Below are 13,040 nucleotides of genomic sequence, written 5' to 3' on the forward strand. Positions count from 1 at the left end.
AGCTGACGCCCGGCGCTCACCACCGGGCGCGACGTTGCTCGGGTGACTGACGATCCCTGCGTACTCACCAGCCGCGACGCCCCGAGGGCCTCGGACCAGGGTCTGGCCTGGGCGCAGGGCGTCGTCGACGGACACCGTACGCTGCCGGTGATCCTCACCACCCACGACCTGGCCTGGGCCGACGACGCCGGTGCGGCCAAGCTGTCCGGCCACGGGCAGCGGCTGTGGGACCGGTTGATTCGGGACAACGACCAGATCTTCCTCACCCTCAACGGCCACTACTGGCCGCCCGGGCGGACCACGCTCACCAACGCGGCCGGCCACGACGTACACGTGCACATCGTCAACTACCAGGACCGGTACTACGGCGGGGCCGGCATGATCCGGCTCTACCATTTCGATCTGGTCCGCAACGTCATCGACGTGGAGACCTTCGCGCCCTGGTTCCTCACCCGGGATCCGGCCAAGCGGACGCCGCTGCAGGCCGAGACGGTCGAGCTGACCGGCCCGGTCGACCGGTTCAGCGTCGAGGTCGACTTCGCGGCCCGGTTCGACGGGTTCGCGCCGGTGCCGCCGGCCGCGCCCCGGCCGCCGGTCGCGGTGCTGCGGCACACCACCGTCGGCTACTGGCGGTTCGACTCGGCCGGCTTCGGTGCCGGCACCGGTAGCCCGGTCACCGGCAACCCGGTGCTCGACGGCACCGTGGTCCGCGACCTCAGCGGCAACGGCAACGACCTGACCGTGGGCCGGATCGGCGCCGGCACCGCCGAGACGTTGACCTTCTCCGACGAACACCACAGTGGCCAACCGGCGCACGCCAGCCTGCGCTTCGACGGCGGCAAGGGACCGGACCGGGGTGCCATCCTGCGAGCCGGCCCGGACGCGCCGATCAACGGTATGAAGTTCCGTGACGGCTACACCATCGAGGCGTTCGTGAAGCTGCCCGACCCGTACCCGGGCGACCACGCCTGGATGGGAATCCTGAGCTGGGAGGGGCGCAGCGGCGACGCCGGCAAGACCACCGGCTGGTCCCCGCTGGAGTGCACCTGCAGCCTGAACATCTCCCCCGAGCGCTTCCTGCAGTACGTTGTCTACGCCGACGTGCAGGACGCCGACCCGACGTCGTGGAGCCACGCCCTGCCGCCCGGCCGGTGGATGCACCTCGCCGTGGTCAACGACTCCGAGCAGACCGTCGTCTACGTCGATGGGTCGACGATCGCCCGCAACCCCACCCAGCCCTCGACCGGCATCGCCACCCTCGGCCTGCCGTTCGTGATCGGCGCGACCTCGTTCGACCTGCAGTACGGGCAGGGCTTCTACGGCTGGATCGGTGACGTGCGGATCACCGCGAAGGCGCTGCGCCCGCACCAGTTCCTGCACCCGTACAGCTGACCGTCAGCCGCCGGCGGCTGACGAAGGTTCAGCCGCCGGCGGTCGGGTCCGGTTCACCGGTCGGCGGTCGCTGTGCGGGCGCTGCCGAGAGGGCGCTGCCGATGAGAACCTCGGCGGCGGCGCGCGCGTGAGCGGCGGCGGCGTTGTCGCCGGCGATCGCGGTGGTGGTCTGTACTCCCTCGGCGAGAATCGCGAGTTGGGCAGCAAGGGTCGCGGATCCGCCGGCTTCGGCTACCAGTGTCGCCACCCGCTGCTGAAACTCCGCCTTCTGCCCCCGGACGAACTCGGCGACGCCTGGCGTGGTCCCGCCCAGCTCACCGAAGGTGTTGATGAACAGGCAGCCACGGAAGTCGTCGGCCGTGGCCCACTGGGCGAGCCCGTCGTAGATGGCGAGCAGCTTGTCGCGTGGTGTGCCGCCGCTGGCCACGGCGGCGTCCACGAGGTCGTTCCACATCCGCTGCCGGCGGGTCAGCACCTGCTCGACCACGGCTTCCTTCGACCCGAAGACCTGGTAGAGCCGCTTGAGCGGGACTCCTGCCTCGGCGCGCAGTGCGTCCATGCCGACGGCCTGCACGCCCCGGGCGTAGAAGAGCTGGTCGGCGGCGTCGAGCACCTTGTGCCGCACCTCGTCGTCGGTCAACGCCGGCATGTCTTCTCCTTCAGGTCGAGCCGCCACCCGGTTGGCCGTTGTCGCCGGTGACGAGGGTCACCGGCGAATCGTCGATTGCCGACTGGCGGAGAGAACGATCGTTTTCTACTGTAGGACACAGCGAGCGAGAACGACCGTTCTCACAACGAGCGACCGGAGGTCGTCATGCCTTACCTCACCGTCGGCCAGGAGAACAGCACCAACATCGACCTCTACTACGAGGACCACGGCCAAGGGCAGCCGGTGGTGCTCATCCACGGCTACCCGCTGGACGGACACTCCTGGGAGAAGCAGAGCGCGGCACTGCTCGCCGCCGGCTACCGGGTCATCACCTACGACCGGCGTGGCTTCGGGCAATCCAGCCAGCCCACCGTCGGGTACGACTACGACACCTTCGCCGCCGACCTGAACACCCTGCTGGAAACCCTGGACCTCACCGACGTCGTACTGGTCGGCTTCAGCATGGGCACCGGCGAGGTCGGCCGCTACCTGAGTCGGTACGGCTCCGCCCGGGTCGCCAAGGCCGCGTTCCTGGCCTCGCTGGAACCGTTCCTGCTGGCCACCGACGACAACCCGGCCGGCGTGCCGCAGGAGATCTTCGACGGCATCCTCGCCGCCGTCACCGCCGACCGGTACGCCTACTTCAGCGACTTCTACCGCGACTTCTACAACACCGACGAGACGCTCGGCGGCCGACTCTCCGAGGAGGCACTGCGCAACAGCTGGAACGTCGCGGCCGGCGCCGGGTGGTTCGCCTCCAGCGCGGTCGTGCCGACCTGGCTCACCGACTTCCGGGCCGACATCGACCGGATCGACGTGCCGGCACTGATCCTGCACGGCACCGCCGACCGGATCCTGCCGATCGACGCCACCGCCCGCGAGTTCCACAAGCGGTTACCAAAGGCCGAGTACGTCGAGATCGACGGAGCACCGCACGGCCTGCTCTGGACCCACGGGGCGGAGGTCAACACCGCGCTGCTCGCCTTCCTGGGCAAGTAGACCGGGCGCGCCAGGGCGGCGGACCGGGTGCGGGCAGGTCCGGGTACGGGCAGGTCCGGGTGGGCCTGCCCTCACCCGGCGTACGGGGTCGCGTCGGTCAACGCCACCACCCCCGGCAGCCGGGTGTCCTGCCGCTGGAACTGCACCACCACCGGCTCCGACGAGGTCAGTACGCAGCCGAACGGTCGGCCCAGCCGGATCGGCTCCGGGTCGACGAGGTCGTTGAGCCGGGCGTGCCGGATCCGGCGCGCCCACACCATCCAGCGGTACGGCCCCGCCGGCTCCTGATCGTCGTAGTACACGGTCAGCTCGACCTCGGCGTCGACGTCACCGGCGTTGAGCAGGCAGAGCTGGTCGAAGCTGGTGAACTCCGGCTCGTCGCCGTTGCTGACCGGCGGGATCCGCCCCCCGGCCACCACCCAGATGCGGGCACCGATGCCAGCCATCACGCCTCCTTGCCGGCCGCTGCCGCCACGATCGCGGCCTACCGGCACCTGCCGGCTACCCGGCGACCGGCTCGGCTAACCCCGGCCACGATCGCACGGGGCAGAGCGGGGGCGGCTGCGTACGCTAGCCGGCCGCGGCGTCGCCCTCCGGGCGCTTCTTCCGGGCGTACTTGGCACGGAACTTCTCCACTCGACCGGCACTGTCCAGCAGTCGCTGCCGACCCGTCCAGAACGGGTGGCTGGCCGCGGAGATCTCCACGTCGACCACCGGGTACGTCTGGCCGTCGGTCCACTCGATCGTCTTCTGGCTGGTCGCAGTCGATCGGGTCAAGAACGCGAAATCCGCGCTCCGGTCCCGGAAAACCACATAATCGTATTTAGGGTGGATATCAGGCTTCATCCGTGCGAACCAGCCTTCCTGACGCTTGACAGTAATGATTGTCATTCTAGCAAGGCCTGTCACACCCCCGGACCCGGATACACCCTGCACGTAGAGCCCGGATAACGTATGCTCGCATCGCAATGTAAATATATATTAGGGAGCATCCATGTCTCACCCGGTGCACACCGAACACCCGCACAGCCACTCTGCGACCTGCGGGCACGCTGCGGTGACCCACGACGGGCACACGGACTACCTGCACGACGGGCATGTCCACCACGAGCACGCCGGGCACTGGGACGAGTGCGGCACGGACCAGCACGTGACAGCCGAGTCACATGCTGACCACACGCATGGTCCCGACTGTGGCCACGAGATGGTGCCCCACGGCGACCACCAGGACTTCGTCCACGCCGGGCACCGACACGCCGCGCACGGCGACCACTACGACGAGCACTGAGCGGGGCGTCGCCGACGCGTCGCGAACAACACCAGCGCGCCAGCGATCACCAGGATGGCTCCGGTGGCCGGCAGGTGCCACGACGATCCGGTCCGCGGCAGTCTCCCGTCACCGGAGCCACCACCCGGGTTGTCGTCGCCTCCGGGCCCGAAGCCCGTGTCCGGGTCCGTCGCGTCACCGATCGCCACGGTGAGCGAGCGGGAGTCGGTGAGAGTCGACCCCGACGACGTGGTGGCCGACATCTCGAAGGCCAGCCGGTAGATGCCCGGCTCGCTGAACGCCCAGTTGCCGTGGGCGTGGGTGTTGATCGGGATGTCGAGCCGCTGCGGCAGCCGGGCCGACGAATCGAACAGCACCTCGGATTCACCGAACGACCCGGTCAGGAACAGCGCGAACCGGCCGGGGCCGTCGACACCGGTGAAGGTCCAGACGACCGGGCCACGAACCCCGGCCACCACCGACGGATGCTGCGTGTTCCAGCCCGGCCAGACGATCCCGGCGCGCTGCCCCTGCGGCAACAGCCACACCTCGTCACCCGGCGCGCCCAGGAAGTCGGCGTTGTCCGGCACGGTGATCTTCGCATTGTCCTTGACGTGCAGCACCACGTCGGACAGGTCGCGCCACACCGGGGGCGAGACGGTGTCGTCCTTGAGGCGGATCGTCCAGTCCGCACCGGTGAGCTCCGGGCCCATGTCGACGTGACCGTCGTCGATCACCACCCGTGACCCGTCCTGTTGAGCCGCTGCGGCGAGCTGCGACGCGGTGCTGGTCGCCGTCGGTGCGGCAGCCGCCGCCAGCGCCCGCGCGGGGGTGCCGTCCGACGGCGAATCGGCACCGAGCGGTACACCGTCGCCCGGGGCGGCACCGGACGCCCTCGCCAGGTCCGCCGCCGGAGCGGGAGCCGGGGCCGGCACCGGCCGGGTGTCTGCGGGGTCGGGCGGCGCCTCGTCGAGCCGCGGCACCAGCACCCGGTAGTCGGCGTCGGCCGTCACCTCGGCGCCGTTGGCCAGCGTCGCGGCCGCCGACAGCGTCAGCCGGTACTCGCCCGCGGCGTCGAAAAGCCAGACCAGACCGCCGGTCCTGGTCGCTGCCGGCAGCCGGGCGGTACGCGGCATCGCGTCGAGGGTGCCGAACAACGGCGTCGGCTGGCCGAGCCCACCGAGGGTATAGGCGACGAATCCACCCGGGCCGTCGACCTGACGCAGCGACAGCTCGATGGTGTCGCCGCGTACCGCCCCGCGAGGCACTGCCCGGGTGTCCAGATACGGAAACTCGACGTCGCTACCGGTCAGTGCCCACATCGGCCGACCGGCCGGGCCGAGGAACCGGAACGCCGGATGGTCAGGTGTCCGCACCGCCACGCCGCCTGCCGGTCCGAAGACCGCCGTCGCCGGCTTCCGGTCGGGCCCGGACACCTCGCGAGTGACCAACGACAACGTTGCGCCATCGAGGGTGACCGCTACCAGGTCGGCACCTGCCGAATTCACTACTGCCGGCGGATCGGTCGCGGGTGCGGCGGTCACCGGCGCCGGCGCGGTCAGGGCCGCAGCCAGTGCACCGATCGCCAGCACCGCGGCGCACCGGCGACGCGTCGCCGCACCGGTGGGGCGGTGAATCGTCGTCATCATGAGGTCCCCTGGGTCGTCTTGTCGTCAGTGGCATCGGTGACCGCGCGGTCGCGTACGGCCTCGGCGCGGCCCTGTTCGCGCGCGGTGGCGACGGCCTGTTCCAGCTGTGCTGCCCGCCGGCGCCGGGCGCGGCGGCGGCGGGCGACGACCAGCCAGCCGGCCAGCCCGATCACCAGCAGGATCACCAGCTGCGACCACGGGACGGCCCACAGGCCGCTTTCGCGGGTCACGGTCGCTGGGGGCGGGTCGAGCACCTCGTCGGCGACGGCGGTCGGTGCGACGGTGAGCCGCGCACCGAGCCGGAACATCGGCGGCACGCCGTCGACCCGGATAGTGGTCCGGTAACTGTCGCCGGGCAGGATCTCCGGCAGCGGATCGCCGTCGACTTTGCGCCCGGCCAGCCCGAACGGTCCGGCGACGGTCAGCTGCGGCTGCCCGGTAAGTCGTACGTTGCCGGTGTTGCGCACGGTGAAGCTGGCCGTGACGGTGCCACCCGCGACCGGGTTCCAGGTGCCGTCGTACGTCGCCGACAGATCCCCGACGTCCAGGCCCGGCTGCAGTTCCCCGGTGACCCGTAGATAGATCCGGGAGCCGACCCGGTGGTCGACCGCCACCTGGTTGCCCTCGCCGTCGGTGCCGGTGGCGGCGAGCGAGGCGACGATGCCGCCGGGGTGGTCGCCGGGGGTGGCGTTGTCCGGCACCGCGATGGTGAACGGCACGTCCAGCCGCGACGTCGACGGCACGGTGAAGGTGCCGGACTCGAACGTCACCCAGGAACCGACGTCGACCGGTTCTCCGGTCGCCGGTAGCAGGTCGAAGCCGCCCTGGTCGGTGGTGAACGCGTCGCTGGCGTACACGTCGAGGGTGATCGGCTGGTCGGAGTGGTTCGTGATCGCCACGTAGTCGGTGAGAGTGGCACCCGGATCCAGTTTGTACTCGAACGCCGGCCGTCCGTTCGGCCCGTCGGGGCTGGACGGAGCGACGCCCCAGGTGAGCGACTGCGCCGCGAGGGGCGTGTAGCTCGGCGATGCGACCGTCGCCGGGCCGGTGACCGGGCCCGTCGACACGACGGCGGCGGCGAGGAGTCCGGCGAGCAGGGCTGCTGGCGTACGCATGCGGGGTGGTCCGTTTCGCGGAGGGTGTGGGGCGGTCCGGGCGACGACGCGGCACGGTGTCGTCGCCCGGCCCGTTCCCTGGTGCGATCCTCAGATCGCGGTGAGGGTGAGGGTCGCGGTGTAGGTGCCGGGCACGGTCTCGGTCGGCAGGCGCAGCTGCAGGCCGGCCGACAGGGTCGCGGTACCCCGGCCCACGCCGGTCGGTGCCGAGCCGAGCACGGCACTGCTGCCGAGTCCACCGCCGACGCCGACGACGTACGGCTCGACGACCGGGCCCGCGACGACGCCCTGACCGGCGGACTGGTCGACCACCTGCGGGGTCCAGCCGAGGTAGCCGGAGCTGAAGGTGGCACCGTCGGGTCCGGTGAAGTTCTCCGGCAGCTGACCGGAGGCGCTCCAGCCGGGAGTGCCGGCCCGGGTGTCGGTGACGGTGACCGGGCGCAGGCTTCCGGTGCTCTCCCAACTGTCACCACCGCTGGTCAGCTGCGCCGGCGGCAGGACAACGCTGCGGTCGTCCGGGTCGACGCTGATCACCAGTGCGCCCTGGGTGGGATCGATCGACGCGGTGATGGTCTGCGAGGCCTCCGGGTCGGTCGGGGTGAAGGCCACCCAGAGCCAGACCTCCGCGCTGGTCGCGACGACGCTGTGGTTGTCGTCGTAGAGCTTCACCTGGTATTCGCAGGCGTTGAGCTCACGGGTGGCGGTGAAGCTGTAGGACGCGCCGGCCTCGCCGGCAATGATGGCGAAGTCGTCGCTGCCGGGGCAGCGGCTGAACCAGTGGTAGTGGTCCAGCTCGGTCTGCGGGGTCTGCACCGCCTGCAGTGTGACGGTGTCGCCGGGCTGGTACTCGTCGGCCATGCCGGCGATGCTCAGCACGGTCTCGGGACCGGTGCCGTCGAGCTCGCCGACCACGAACGCGTAGTCGACCGGGCCGGTGCTGACGGTCGTGCCGTCGGTCAGCGTCGCGTCGGCCTGGAAGGTCAGCGTGTAGGCGCCCAGCGCGCTGAACGCCCAGTTGGCGTGCGCGTGGGTGCGGATCGGTACGTCGATGGCGTCCGGCAGGCCGTCGTCGCTGCGGAACTTCATGATCGGGCCGCCGAAGCTGTCCTGGGTGAACACCCAGACGTTTCCTGGTCCGGTGACCTCGACGAGGCTCAACTGGACCTTGTCGCCGGCGAAGACGCCGGAGCCGAGGGTGGTGGTGTTCCAACCGGGCCAGAGCAGCTCGGGGTCCTGGGTCAGCGGCAGCAGCCAGATCTGCGATCCGGCCGGCCCGAGGAAGGCGAACCGGGGGTCGTCCGGCACCGTCATGGCCGCTTCGGGCAGCACCTGGAAGGTCACGTCCGCCGGATCACGGTTGACCGACGGGCTGACCGTGTCGTCGTGGACCTCCAGGGACAGTTCGCCATCGTGGTAGTGGACGTCGACCGCGTCGGTGTGGCCCTTGGCGAGCACCACCTTCTCGGCTGCGGCCGCGGCGGTCGGCACCAGCAGTACGCCGCCGGCGATCACCGCCGCACCGGCCAGGGCCGCGAGCCTGCGGGCACCTGTCGTTCTCATCGTTGTTCCTCCCCTCGCCCGCACCGCGGACCGGTGCGGGACGTGGTCGTGACGGGGCGGAAGCCCCACCGCAACGTAACGACTATCATTTTCATTAACCTATCGGCCGTTCGGCCACCTCTGTCAGCACCGGTGTGACCTGCGCCTCGTCGGGCCCTGCCGGCTGCCGCCGCCAGCGGGCGACCAGACCGTGCCGCGGGGCCAGGAACCAGGCCAGCAGGAACACCGCCGTCGCGACCAGCACGATGGTGCCGCCCACCGGCAGGTCGTAGCTCCAGGACAGGTACAACCCCACCAGCGCCGAGCCGCCACCGATCAGCGGGGCGAGCAGCATCATCACCGCGAGCCGGTCGGTCAGCAGCCGCGCCGCCGCCGCCGGCGTGATCAGCAACGCCAGTACCAGAATGTTGCCGATCGTCTGCAGCGAGATCACCACGGCGAGGGTGACCAGCACGTACAACACGATGTCCAGCCAGAACACCGGCAACCCGACCGACCGGGCCGACTCCCGGTCGAGACTGACCGCGACCAGCTCCTTGTGCAGCAGGAACAACGCGGTCAGGATGGCCAGCCCAGTGAAGCCGACCGTGTAGAGATCCCGGTCCGGAATGCCGGTGATCGAACCGAACAGGAACTGCTGCAGCGAACCGGCGTACCCTGGTGCCTGCGAGATGATCACGATGCCGAGGGCGAAGGCGGCCACGAAGAACACTCCGATCAACGAGTCCTCCTTGACCCGCCGCCGCTGCGCGAACACCGCGATCAGCAGCGCGGTCACGATCCCGGCGACCGCACCGCCCAGCACCAGGCTGCCCTGCAGCACGAAGGCGACCGCCAGCCCCGGGAACACCGCGTGCGCCACGGCGTCACCGATGAACGCCATCCCCCGCAGCACCACGTGGCAACCGACCACCCCGCAGACCACACTGGACATGATGGCGATCAGCAGCGCCTTCGGCAGGAAGGCCAGATCCGGGTTGAACAGGTCGGCGACGAACTCGGTGACCGGCATCAGCCGCTCCCCTCGCCGACCCCGACGGGCATGGTGCCGGCGCCGACGATCCGCAGCAACGGCGACCGTTCAGTGATCCCGAACGTACGCATCCACAGCCGCGGATCCCGCAACTCGGTCGGCTTGCCCTCGGCGATCACCTGCCGGTTCAGCAGCACCAGCCGGGAACAGGCATCCATCGCCCCGATCAGGTCGTGCGTGGTCATCAACAGCGGCGTACCCTCGGCCGCCAGACCGGCGAACAGCTCACCGAGCAGCTCCTGGGTCGGCATGTCCAGCCCGGTGAACGGCTCGTCGAGCAGCAGCAACGCCGGCTGCAGCGCCAATGCCCGGGCCACCAGCACCCGCTGGCGCTGGCCGCCGGACAACTCGGCGACCGGCCGACGACGCAGGTCTCCCAGGCGTACCCGGTCGATCGCCTCGGCGGTGGCCCGCCAGTCGGCCCGCCCCGGCCGGCGCAGCAGCCCGATCCGACCGGTCCGGCCGCTGAGCACCGCCTGCTCCACCGAGATCGGGAACTCCCAGGCGAACTCGTGCCGCTGCGGCACGTACCCGATCGCGCACCGCCCCGGCCGGCTCGGCACCCCGTCGACCAGGATCCGCCCGGACCGGGTCCGGATCAGCCCGAGCACCGACCGCAGCAGCGTGGTCTTGCCGGCCCCGTTCGGCCCGATCAGCCCGACCAGCTCCCCCGGGTCGACGTGCAACCGCACACCGCGTAGCACCGGACGGCCGCCGAGGTCGACGTCGAGATCGTGTACGGCGAGCGCGGTCATGAGGCGACACGCTCCTGCTCGACCCGGCGGCGTACCGCCCGGCCGCGCAGCACCACGACGACCAGCGCAACCGCCAGCACGACCGCGGCCAGCACAAGGCCGCCGAGCAGCCAGGGGCCGGTGCCGTCGCCGGTGCCGTCGGCTGCGGCCCCCTGGCCGTCAGCACCGTCGGAGGCGACCGGCGCGGCCGCGACCTCGTCGGGTTGCGCGGCGAACGCGTCGTCGGTGCTGACGGCGTCGCCGACCGCGAACCGCAGGTGCCGTACCGCGCTCACCTGCTCGCCGCCGACCAGGTCGGCGCTGACCCGGACGGCGACCAGGTACACGCCGGGGACGGTGAACACCCAGTTGGCGTGGGTGTGGGTGTTGACCTCCACCCACATCGGCTGGCCGGGCGGCTCGGTGGAGCGCCACAGCACCTGCGGTTCGCTGAACGTGCCGGCCTGCAGATACATGGTGACCTCGCCAGGTCCTTCGACCCCGGCGAGCTCCAACGTCACGCCCCGGTCGATCGTCTGCATCACCCGTGGGTCCTGGGTGTTCCAGCCGACCCACACCACGTCGGGGTGCTGCACCTGCGGCACCACGTGCACCTCGGTGCCGGCCGGCACGTCGAGGAAGCCGTACACCGGATCATCCGGCACGGTCTGCAGCGCGGCGTCGGTGACCCTCAGCACGGTCCGGTCCGGATCCCGCCACACCGGCTGCGCCGCGTCGTCGTGCAGCAGCAGGGTCCACTCGTCGTCGACGTAGCGCGGTCCGATGTCGACATGACCGGCCGCCAGCACGGTCATGTCCGCGGCGACCGGCTGGTCCGGGGCGATCGACTGGTCCAGTGCCGGGTCGGGCGATGTCGGCTGGGCGGCCAGCGTCATCGCCAGCAGCGCGGAGACGGCCGTCGACAGGCCGATCGACTTCACTGATGCCTCCTCATGGTGCCAGACAATCGAGCAGCGACTCGGCGTTGAACCGCATCAGCTCGACGTAGCTGGTCACCCGGTCGTCAAAGGTGTCGCCGTAGATATCGCAGACCCGTACGTCGAGGTCGTCGGCGAGTTCGGTCAATGTCGAGGACCTCGACCGCAGGTTCGGCTCCAGGAACACCGCCGGTACCCGCAGGTTGCGGATCGTCTCGGTGAGCCGACGCCGGTCGGCCAGGCTCGGCTCGGCCGCCGGGTGCGGGCTGACGAAGCCGGAGATCTGCACGTCGTACGCGGCCCCGAGGTAGCCGAACGCGTCGTGAGTAGTGATCAGGTGCCGCCGGGCGGGCGGGATCCGCGCGATCGTGTCACGGACGTAGTCGTCCAGCGCGGTCAACTCGGCGATGTACGCCGCCGCGTGCCGCCGGTAGTCGGCGGCACCGGCTGGGTCGACGCCGATCAGGGTGTCGCGGATCAGTTCGGTGTACGCGATGACGTTGCGGACGTTCTGCCACAGGTGCGGGTCGATCTCCCCGTGCACGTGCTTGCCGAGCACCGCCTGCGGCAGTTGGAAGATCTCGGTGCCCGGTCGGCCGAGGAAGCGGAAGTCCCGACCGGCCGGCACCTGGGCGAGGGCCTTGTTCGGCACCTCGATGACGGTGTCGGCCGGATCGTGCACATGCTGATGGGCGTCACCGGCGCCGTGCGGGTCGGCGAACAGGTACAGCGACGGCTCGCCGCGCGCCGCCGCGTCGAGGTCGACGGTGATGTCGGCGTGCCCGCCGCGCAGTACGTCGGCCCCGGCCATCCCGGGCACGCTGTGCGGATCGACGCCGACGGCAAACGTGAAGGTCTGTTCCCCGAGGGCGACGGGGCGGCTGTCGGTGGTGACCGCCAACCGTGCCGACATGGTGAGCCGGTAGACGCCCGGCTCGGTGAAAGCCCAGCTCATGTGGGTGTGCGCGTCGGGCGGGAGGGTGGCGGTGTCGTCCCGGTAGCCGGTGGCGGCGTCGAAGCCGTCGGCCGAGTCGAGATAGACGGCCGGGTTGCCGAACGACTCGGTGAGGTAGGCCGCCATGGCGCCGGGGCCGGTCACGTTGGTGCTCTGCAGCAGGATGTCGGAGACCCGGTCTGCACCATAGGTCCCGCCGGTGCCGCGTACCCGCATGCCGAGCCAGATGGTGTCGAGCGAGAAGTCCTCGACCAGCGGGATGATCTCGGCGGCGTACTTGATCGCCCCCTCGGCGAGCGAGATGTTCGGTACGCTATCCGGCAGGTTGGCGTCGAGCGCCTTGATGATGGCGTGCTCCTCCAGCAGCAGGTAGTTGCTGAAGGCGACGTCGGCGTAGACGACGTTGCGCACGTCGCGCAGCGACGGCTCGTACGAGTGGGGGTCGGCACCGTCGGGGACGAGCGAGGCGACCGCGACGCGGTCCCCGCCGACGTTGTCGACCAGGTCCCGCAGAATGCCGGTGGTGGTGACGACCTGGAGACGGTCGTCAGCGGCGCTCAACGTCTCGGGGACGACACAGGCCGCCAGGTTACCAAGACTGACAGCGAGCAGCGCCGACCCGATGAGCCACCGTGCGCGCATGATCCACCCCACCTTCCGTACGCCCTGCGCCCGCGCACCGCACGCTAGCACGCAAACGATAACCGTTGTCATACTCGATCCGGCGTGCAGCCGGTGCCGAACGGGTG

The 13,040-nt window shown here is 70.6% G+C and carries 13 protein-coding genes; 3 read left to right on the top strand and 10 right to left on the bottom strand.

Features of this window, described 5'->3' with window-relative positions:
* The first annotated feature begins 42 nt into the window (after positions 1 to 42).
* A complete protein-coding gene (locus O7610_RS15320) occupies positions 43 to 1,392 on the top strand; it encodes a LamG-like jellyroll fold domain-containing protein (protein WP_281551416.1) in 1,350 nt (449 codons plus the stop codon).
* Positions 1,393 to 1,420: 28 nt separating this feature from the next.
* On the opposite strand, the gene O7610_RS15325 is transcribed toward O7610_RS15320, so the two are convergent.
* Positions 1,421 to 2,041 carry a TetR/AcrR family transcriptional regulator gene (locus O7610_RS15325; protein ID WP_281551417.1) on the bottom strand — a complete coding sequence of 207 codons (621 nt, stop codon included), beginning with the start codon at positions 2,039 to 2,041 and terminating at the stop codon, positions 1,421 to 1,423.
* A gap of 165 nt (positions 2,042 to 2,206) precedes the next feature.
* Here O7610_RS15325 and O7610_RS15330 point away from each other — a divergent pair, with 165 nt between their 5' ends.
* Positions 2,207 to 3,040: an alpha/beta fold hydrolase gene (locus O7610_RS15330; protein ID WP_281551418.1), complete on the top strand. Its 834-nt coding sequence runs from the start codon at positions 2,207 to 2,209 to the stop codon at positions 3,038 to 3,040.
* A gap of 71 nt (positions 3,041 to 3,111) precedes the next feature.
* On the opposite strand, the gene O7610_RS15335 is transcribed toward O7610_RS15330, so the two are convergent.
* The gene (locus tag O7610_RS15335) at positions 3,112 to 3,486 is read right to left on the bottom strand and encodes a sensory rhodopsin transducer (RefSeq protein ID WP_281551419.1); all 375 of its coding nucleotides are present in this window, start codon (positions 3,484 to 3,486) and stop codon (positions 3,112 to 3,114) included.
* A 124-nt stretch (positions 3,487 to 3,610) separates the two neighbouring features.
* Positions 3,611 to 3,886, bottom strand: coding sequence for a type B 50S ribosomal protein L31 (locus O7610_RS15340; RefSeq protein WP_281555691.1), 276 nt, complete (start codon positions 3,884 to 3,886; stop codon positions 3,611 to 3,613).
* Between the two features lie 148 nt (positions 3,887 to 4,034).
* Between O7610_RS15340 and O7610_RS15345 the strand changes: the two genes are divergently transcribed.
* Positions 4,035 to 4,328, top strand: coding sequence for a hypothetical protein (locus O7610_RS15345; protein ID WP_281551420.1), 294 nt, complete (start codon positions 4,035 to 4,037; stop codon positions 4,326 to 4,328).
* On the opposite strand, the gene O7610_RS15350 is transcribed toward O7610_RS15345, so the two are convergent.
* The 7 genes from O7610_RS15350 to O7610_RS15380 all read right to left on the bottom strand — a co-directional run bounded on the left by O7610_RS15350 (position 4,313) and on the right by O7610_RS15380 (position 12,933).
* Positions 4,313 to 5,953 (bottom strand): TIGR03773 family transporter-associated surface protein, encoded by a 1,641-nt coding sequence (locus O7610_RS15350; protein WP_475054190.1) that lies wholly within the window; start codon positions 5,951 to 5,953, stop codon positions 4,313 to 4,315. The genes O7610_RS15345 and O7610_RS15350 overlap by 16 nt on opposite strands.
* On the bottom strand, positions 5,953 to 7,071 hold the full coding sequence (locus O7610_RS15355) for a WxL protein peptidoglycan domain-containing protein (RefSeq protein ID WP_281551422.1): 1,119 nt from the start codon (positions 7,069 to 7,071) through the stop codon (positions 5,953 to 5,955). The genes O7610_RS15350 and O7610_RS15355 overlap by 1 nt, the downstream gene beginning before the upstream one ends.
* Positions 7,072 to 7,161: 90 nt before the next feature.
* On the bottom strand, positions 7,162 to 8,631 hold the full coding sequence (locus O7610_RS15360; RefSeq protein ID WP_281551423.1) for a choice-of-anchor M domain-containing protein: 1,470 nt from the start codon (positions 8,629 to 8,631) through the stop codon (positions 7,162 to 7,164).
* A gap of 94 nt (positions 8,632 to 8,725) precedes the next feature.
* Entirely contained in the window at positions 8,726 to 9,643 is a 918-nt protein-coding gene (locus O7610_RS15365; RefSeq protein WP_281551424.1) for an anchored repeat-type ABC transporter permease subunit, read from the bottom strand.
* A complete protein-coding gene (locus tag O7610_RS15370) occupies positions 9,643 to 10,419 on the bottom strand; it encodes an anchored repeat-type ABC transporter ATP-binding subunit (RefSeq protein ID WP_281551425.1) in 777 nt (258 codons plus the stop codon). The genes O7610_RS15365 and O7610_RS15370 overlap by 1 nt, the downstream gene beginning before the upstream one ends.
* Positions 10,416 to 11,339, bottom strand: coding sequence for a choice-of-anchor M domain-containing protein (locus O7610_RS15375; protein ID WP_502959027.1), 924 nt, complete (start codon positions 11,337 to 11,339; stop codon positions 10,416 to 10,418). The genes O7610_RS15370 and O7610_RS15375 overlap by 4 nt, the downstream gene beginning before the upstream one ends.
* Before the next feature lie 10 nt (positions 11,340 to 11,349).
* Positions 11,350 to 12,933 carry an anchored repeat ABC transporter, substrate-binding protein gene (locus O7610_RS15380; protein ID WP_353850258.1) on the bottom strand — a complete coding sequence of 528 codons (1,584 nt, stop codon included), beginning with the start codon at positions 12,931 to 12,933 and terminating at the stop codon, positions 11,350 to 11,352.
* Between the last annotated feature and the right edge of the window lie 107 nt (positions 12,934 to 13,040).

The sequence above is a fragment of the Solwaraspora sp. WMMA2065 genome (assembly GCF_030345075.1).
GTDB lineage: Bacteria > Actinomycetota > Actinomycetes > Mycobacteriales > Micromonosporaceae > Micromonospora_E.

What these genes read in the sequence shown, in the direction of transcription:
- O7610_RS15325 (WP_281551417.1), bottom strand. Translation starts at nt 2,041, where the DNA reads ATGCCGGCGTTGACCGACGACGAGGTGCGGCACAAGGTGCTCGACGCC.
- O7610_RS15360 (WP_281551423.1), bottom strand. Translation starts at nt 8,631, where the DNA reads ATGAGAACGACAGGTGCCCGCAGGCTCGCGGCCCTGGCCGGTGCGGCG.
- O7610_RS15340 (WP_281555691.1), bottom strand. Translation starts at nt 3,886, where the DNA reads ATGAAGCCTGATATCCACCCTAAATACGATTATGTGGTTTTCCGGGAC.
- O7610_RS15355 (WP_281551422.1), bottom strand. Translation starts at nt 7,071, where the DNA reads ATGCGTACGCCAGCAGCCCTGCTCGCCGGACTCCTCGCCGCCGCCGTC.
- O7610_RS15365 (WP_281551424.1), bottom strand. Translation starts at nt 9,643, where the DNA reads ATGCCGGTCACCGAGTTCGTCGCCGACCTGTTCAACCCGGATCTGGCC.
- O7610_RS15345 (WP_281551420.1), top strand. Translation starts at nt 4,035, where the DNA reads ATGTCTCACCCGGTGCACACCGAACACCCGCACAGCCACTCTGCGACC.
- O7610_RS15335 (WP_281551419.1), bottom strand. Translation starts at nt 3,486, where the DNA reads ATGGCTGGCATCGGTGCCCGCATCTGGGTGGTGGCCGGGGGGCGGATC.
- O7610_RS15350 (WP_475054190.1), bottom strand. Translation starts at nt 5,953, where the DNA reads ATGACGACGATTCACCGCCCCACCGGTGCGGCGACGCGTCGCCGGTGC.
- O7610_RS15330 (WP_281551418.1), top strand. Translation starts at nt 2,207, where the DNA reads ATGCCTTACCTCACCGTCGGCCAGGAGAACAGCACCAACATCGACCTC.
- O7610_RS15370 (WP_281551425.1), bottom strand. Translation starts at nt 10,419, where the DNA reads ATGACCGCGCTCGCCGTACACGATCTCGACGTCGACCTCGGCGGCCGT.
- O7610_RS15380 (WP_353850258.1), bottom strand. Translation starts at nt 12,933, where the DNA reads ATGCGCGCACGGTGGCTCATCGGGTCGGCGCTGCTCGCTGTCAGTCTT.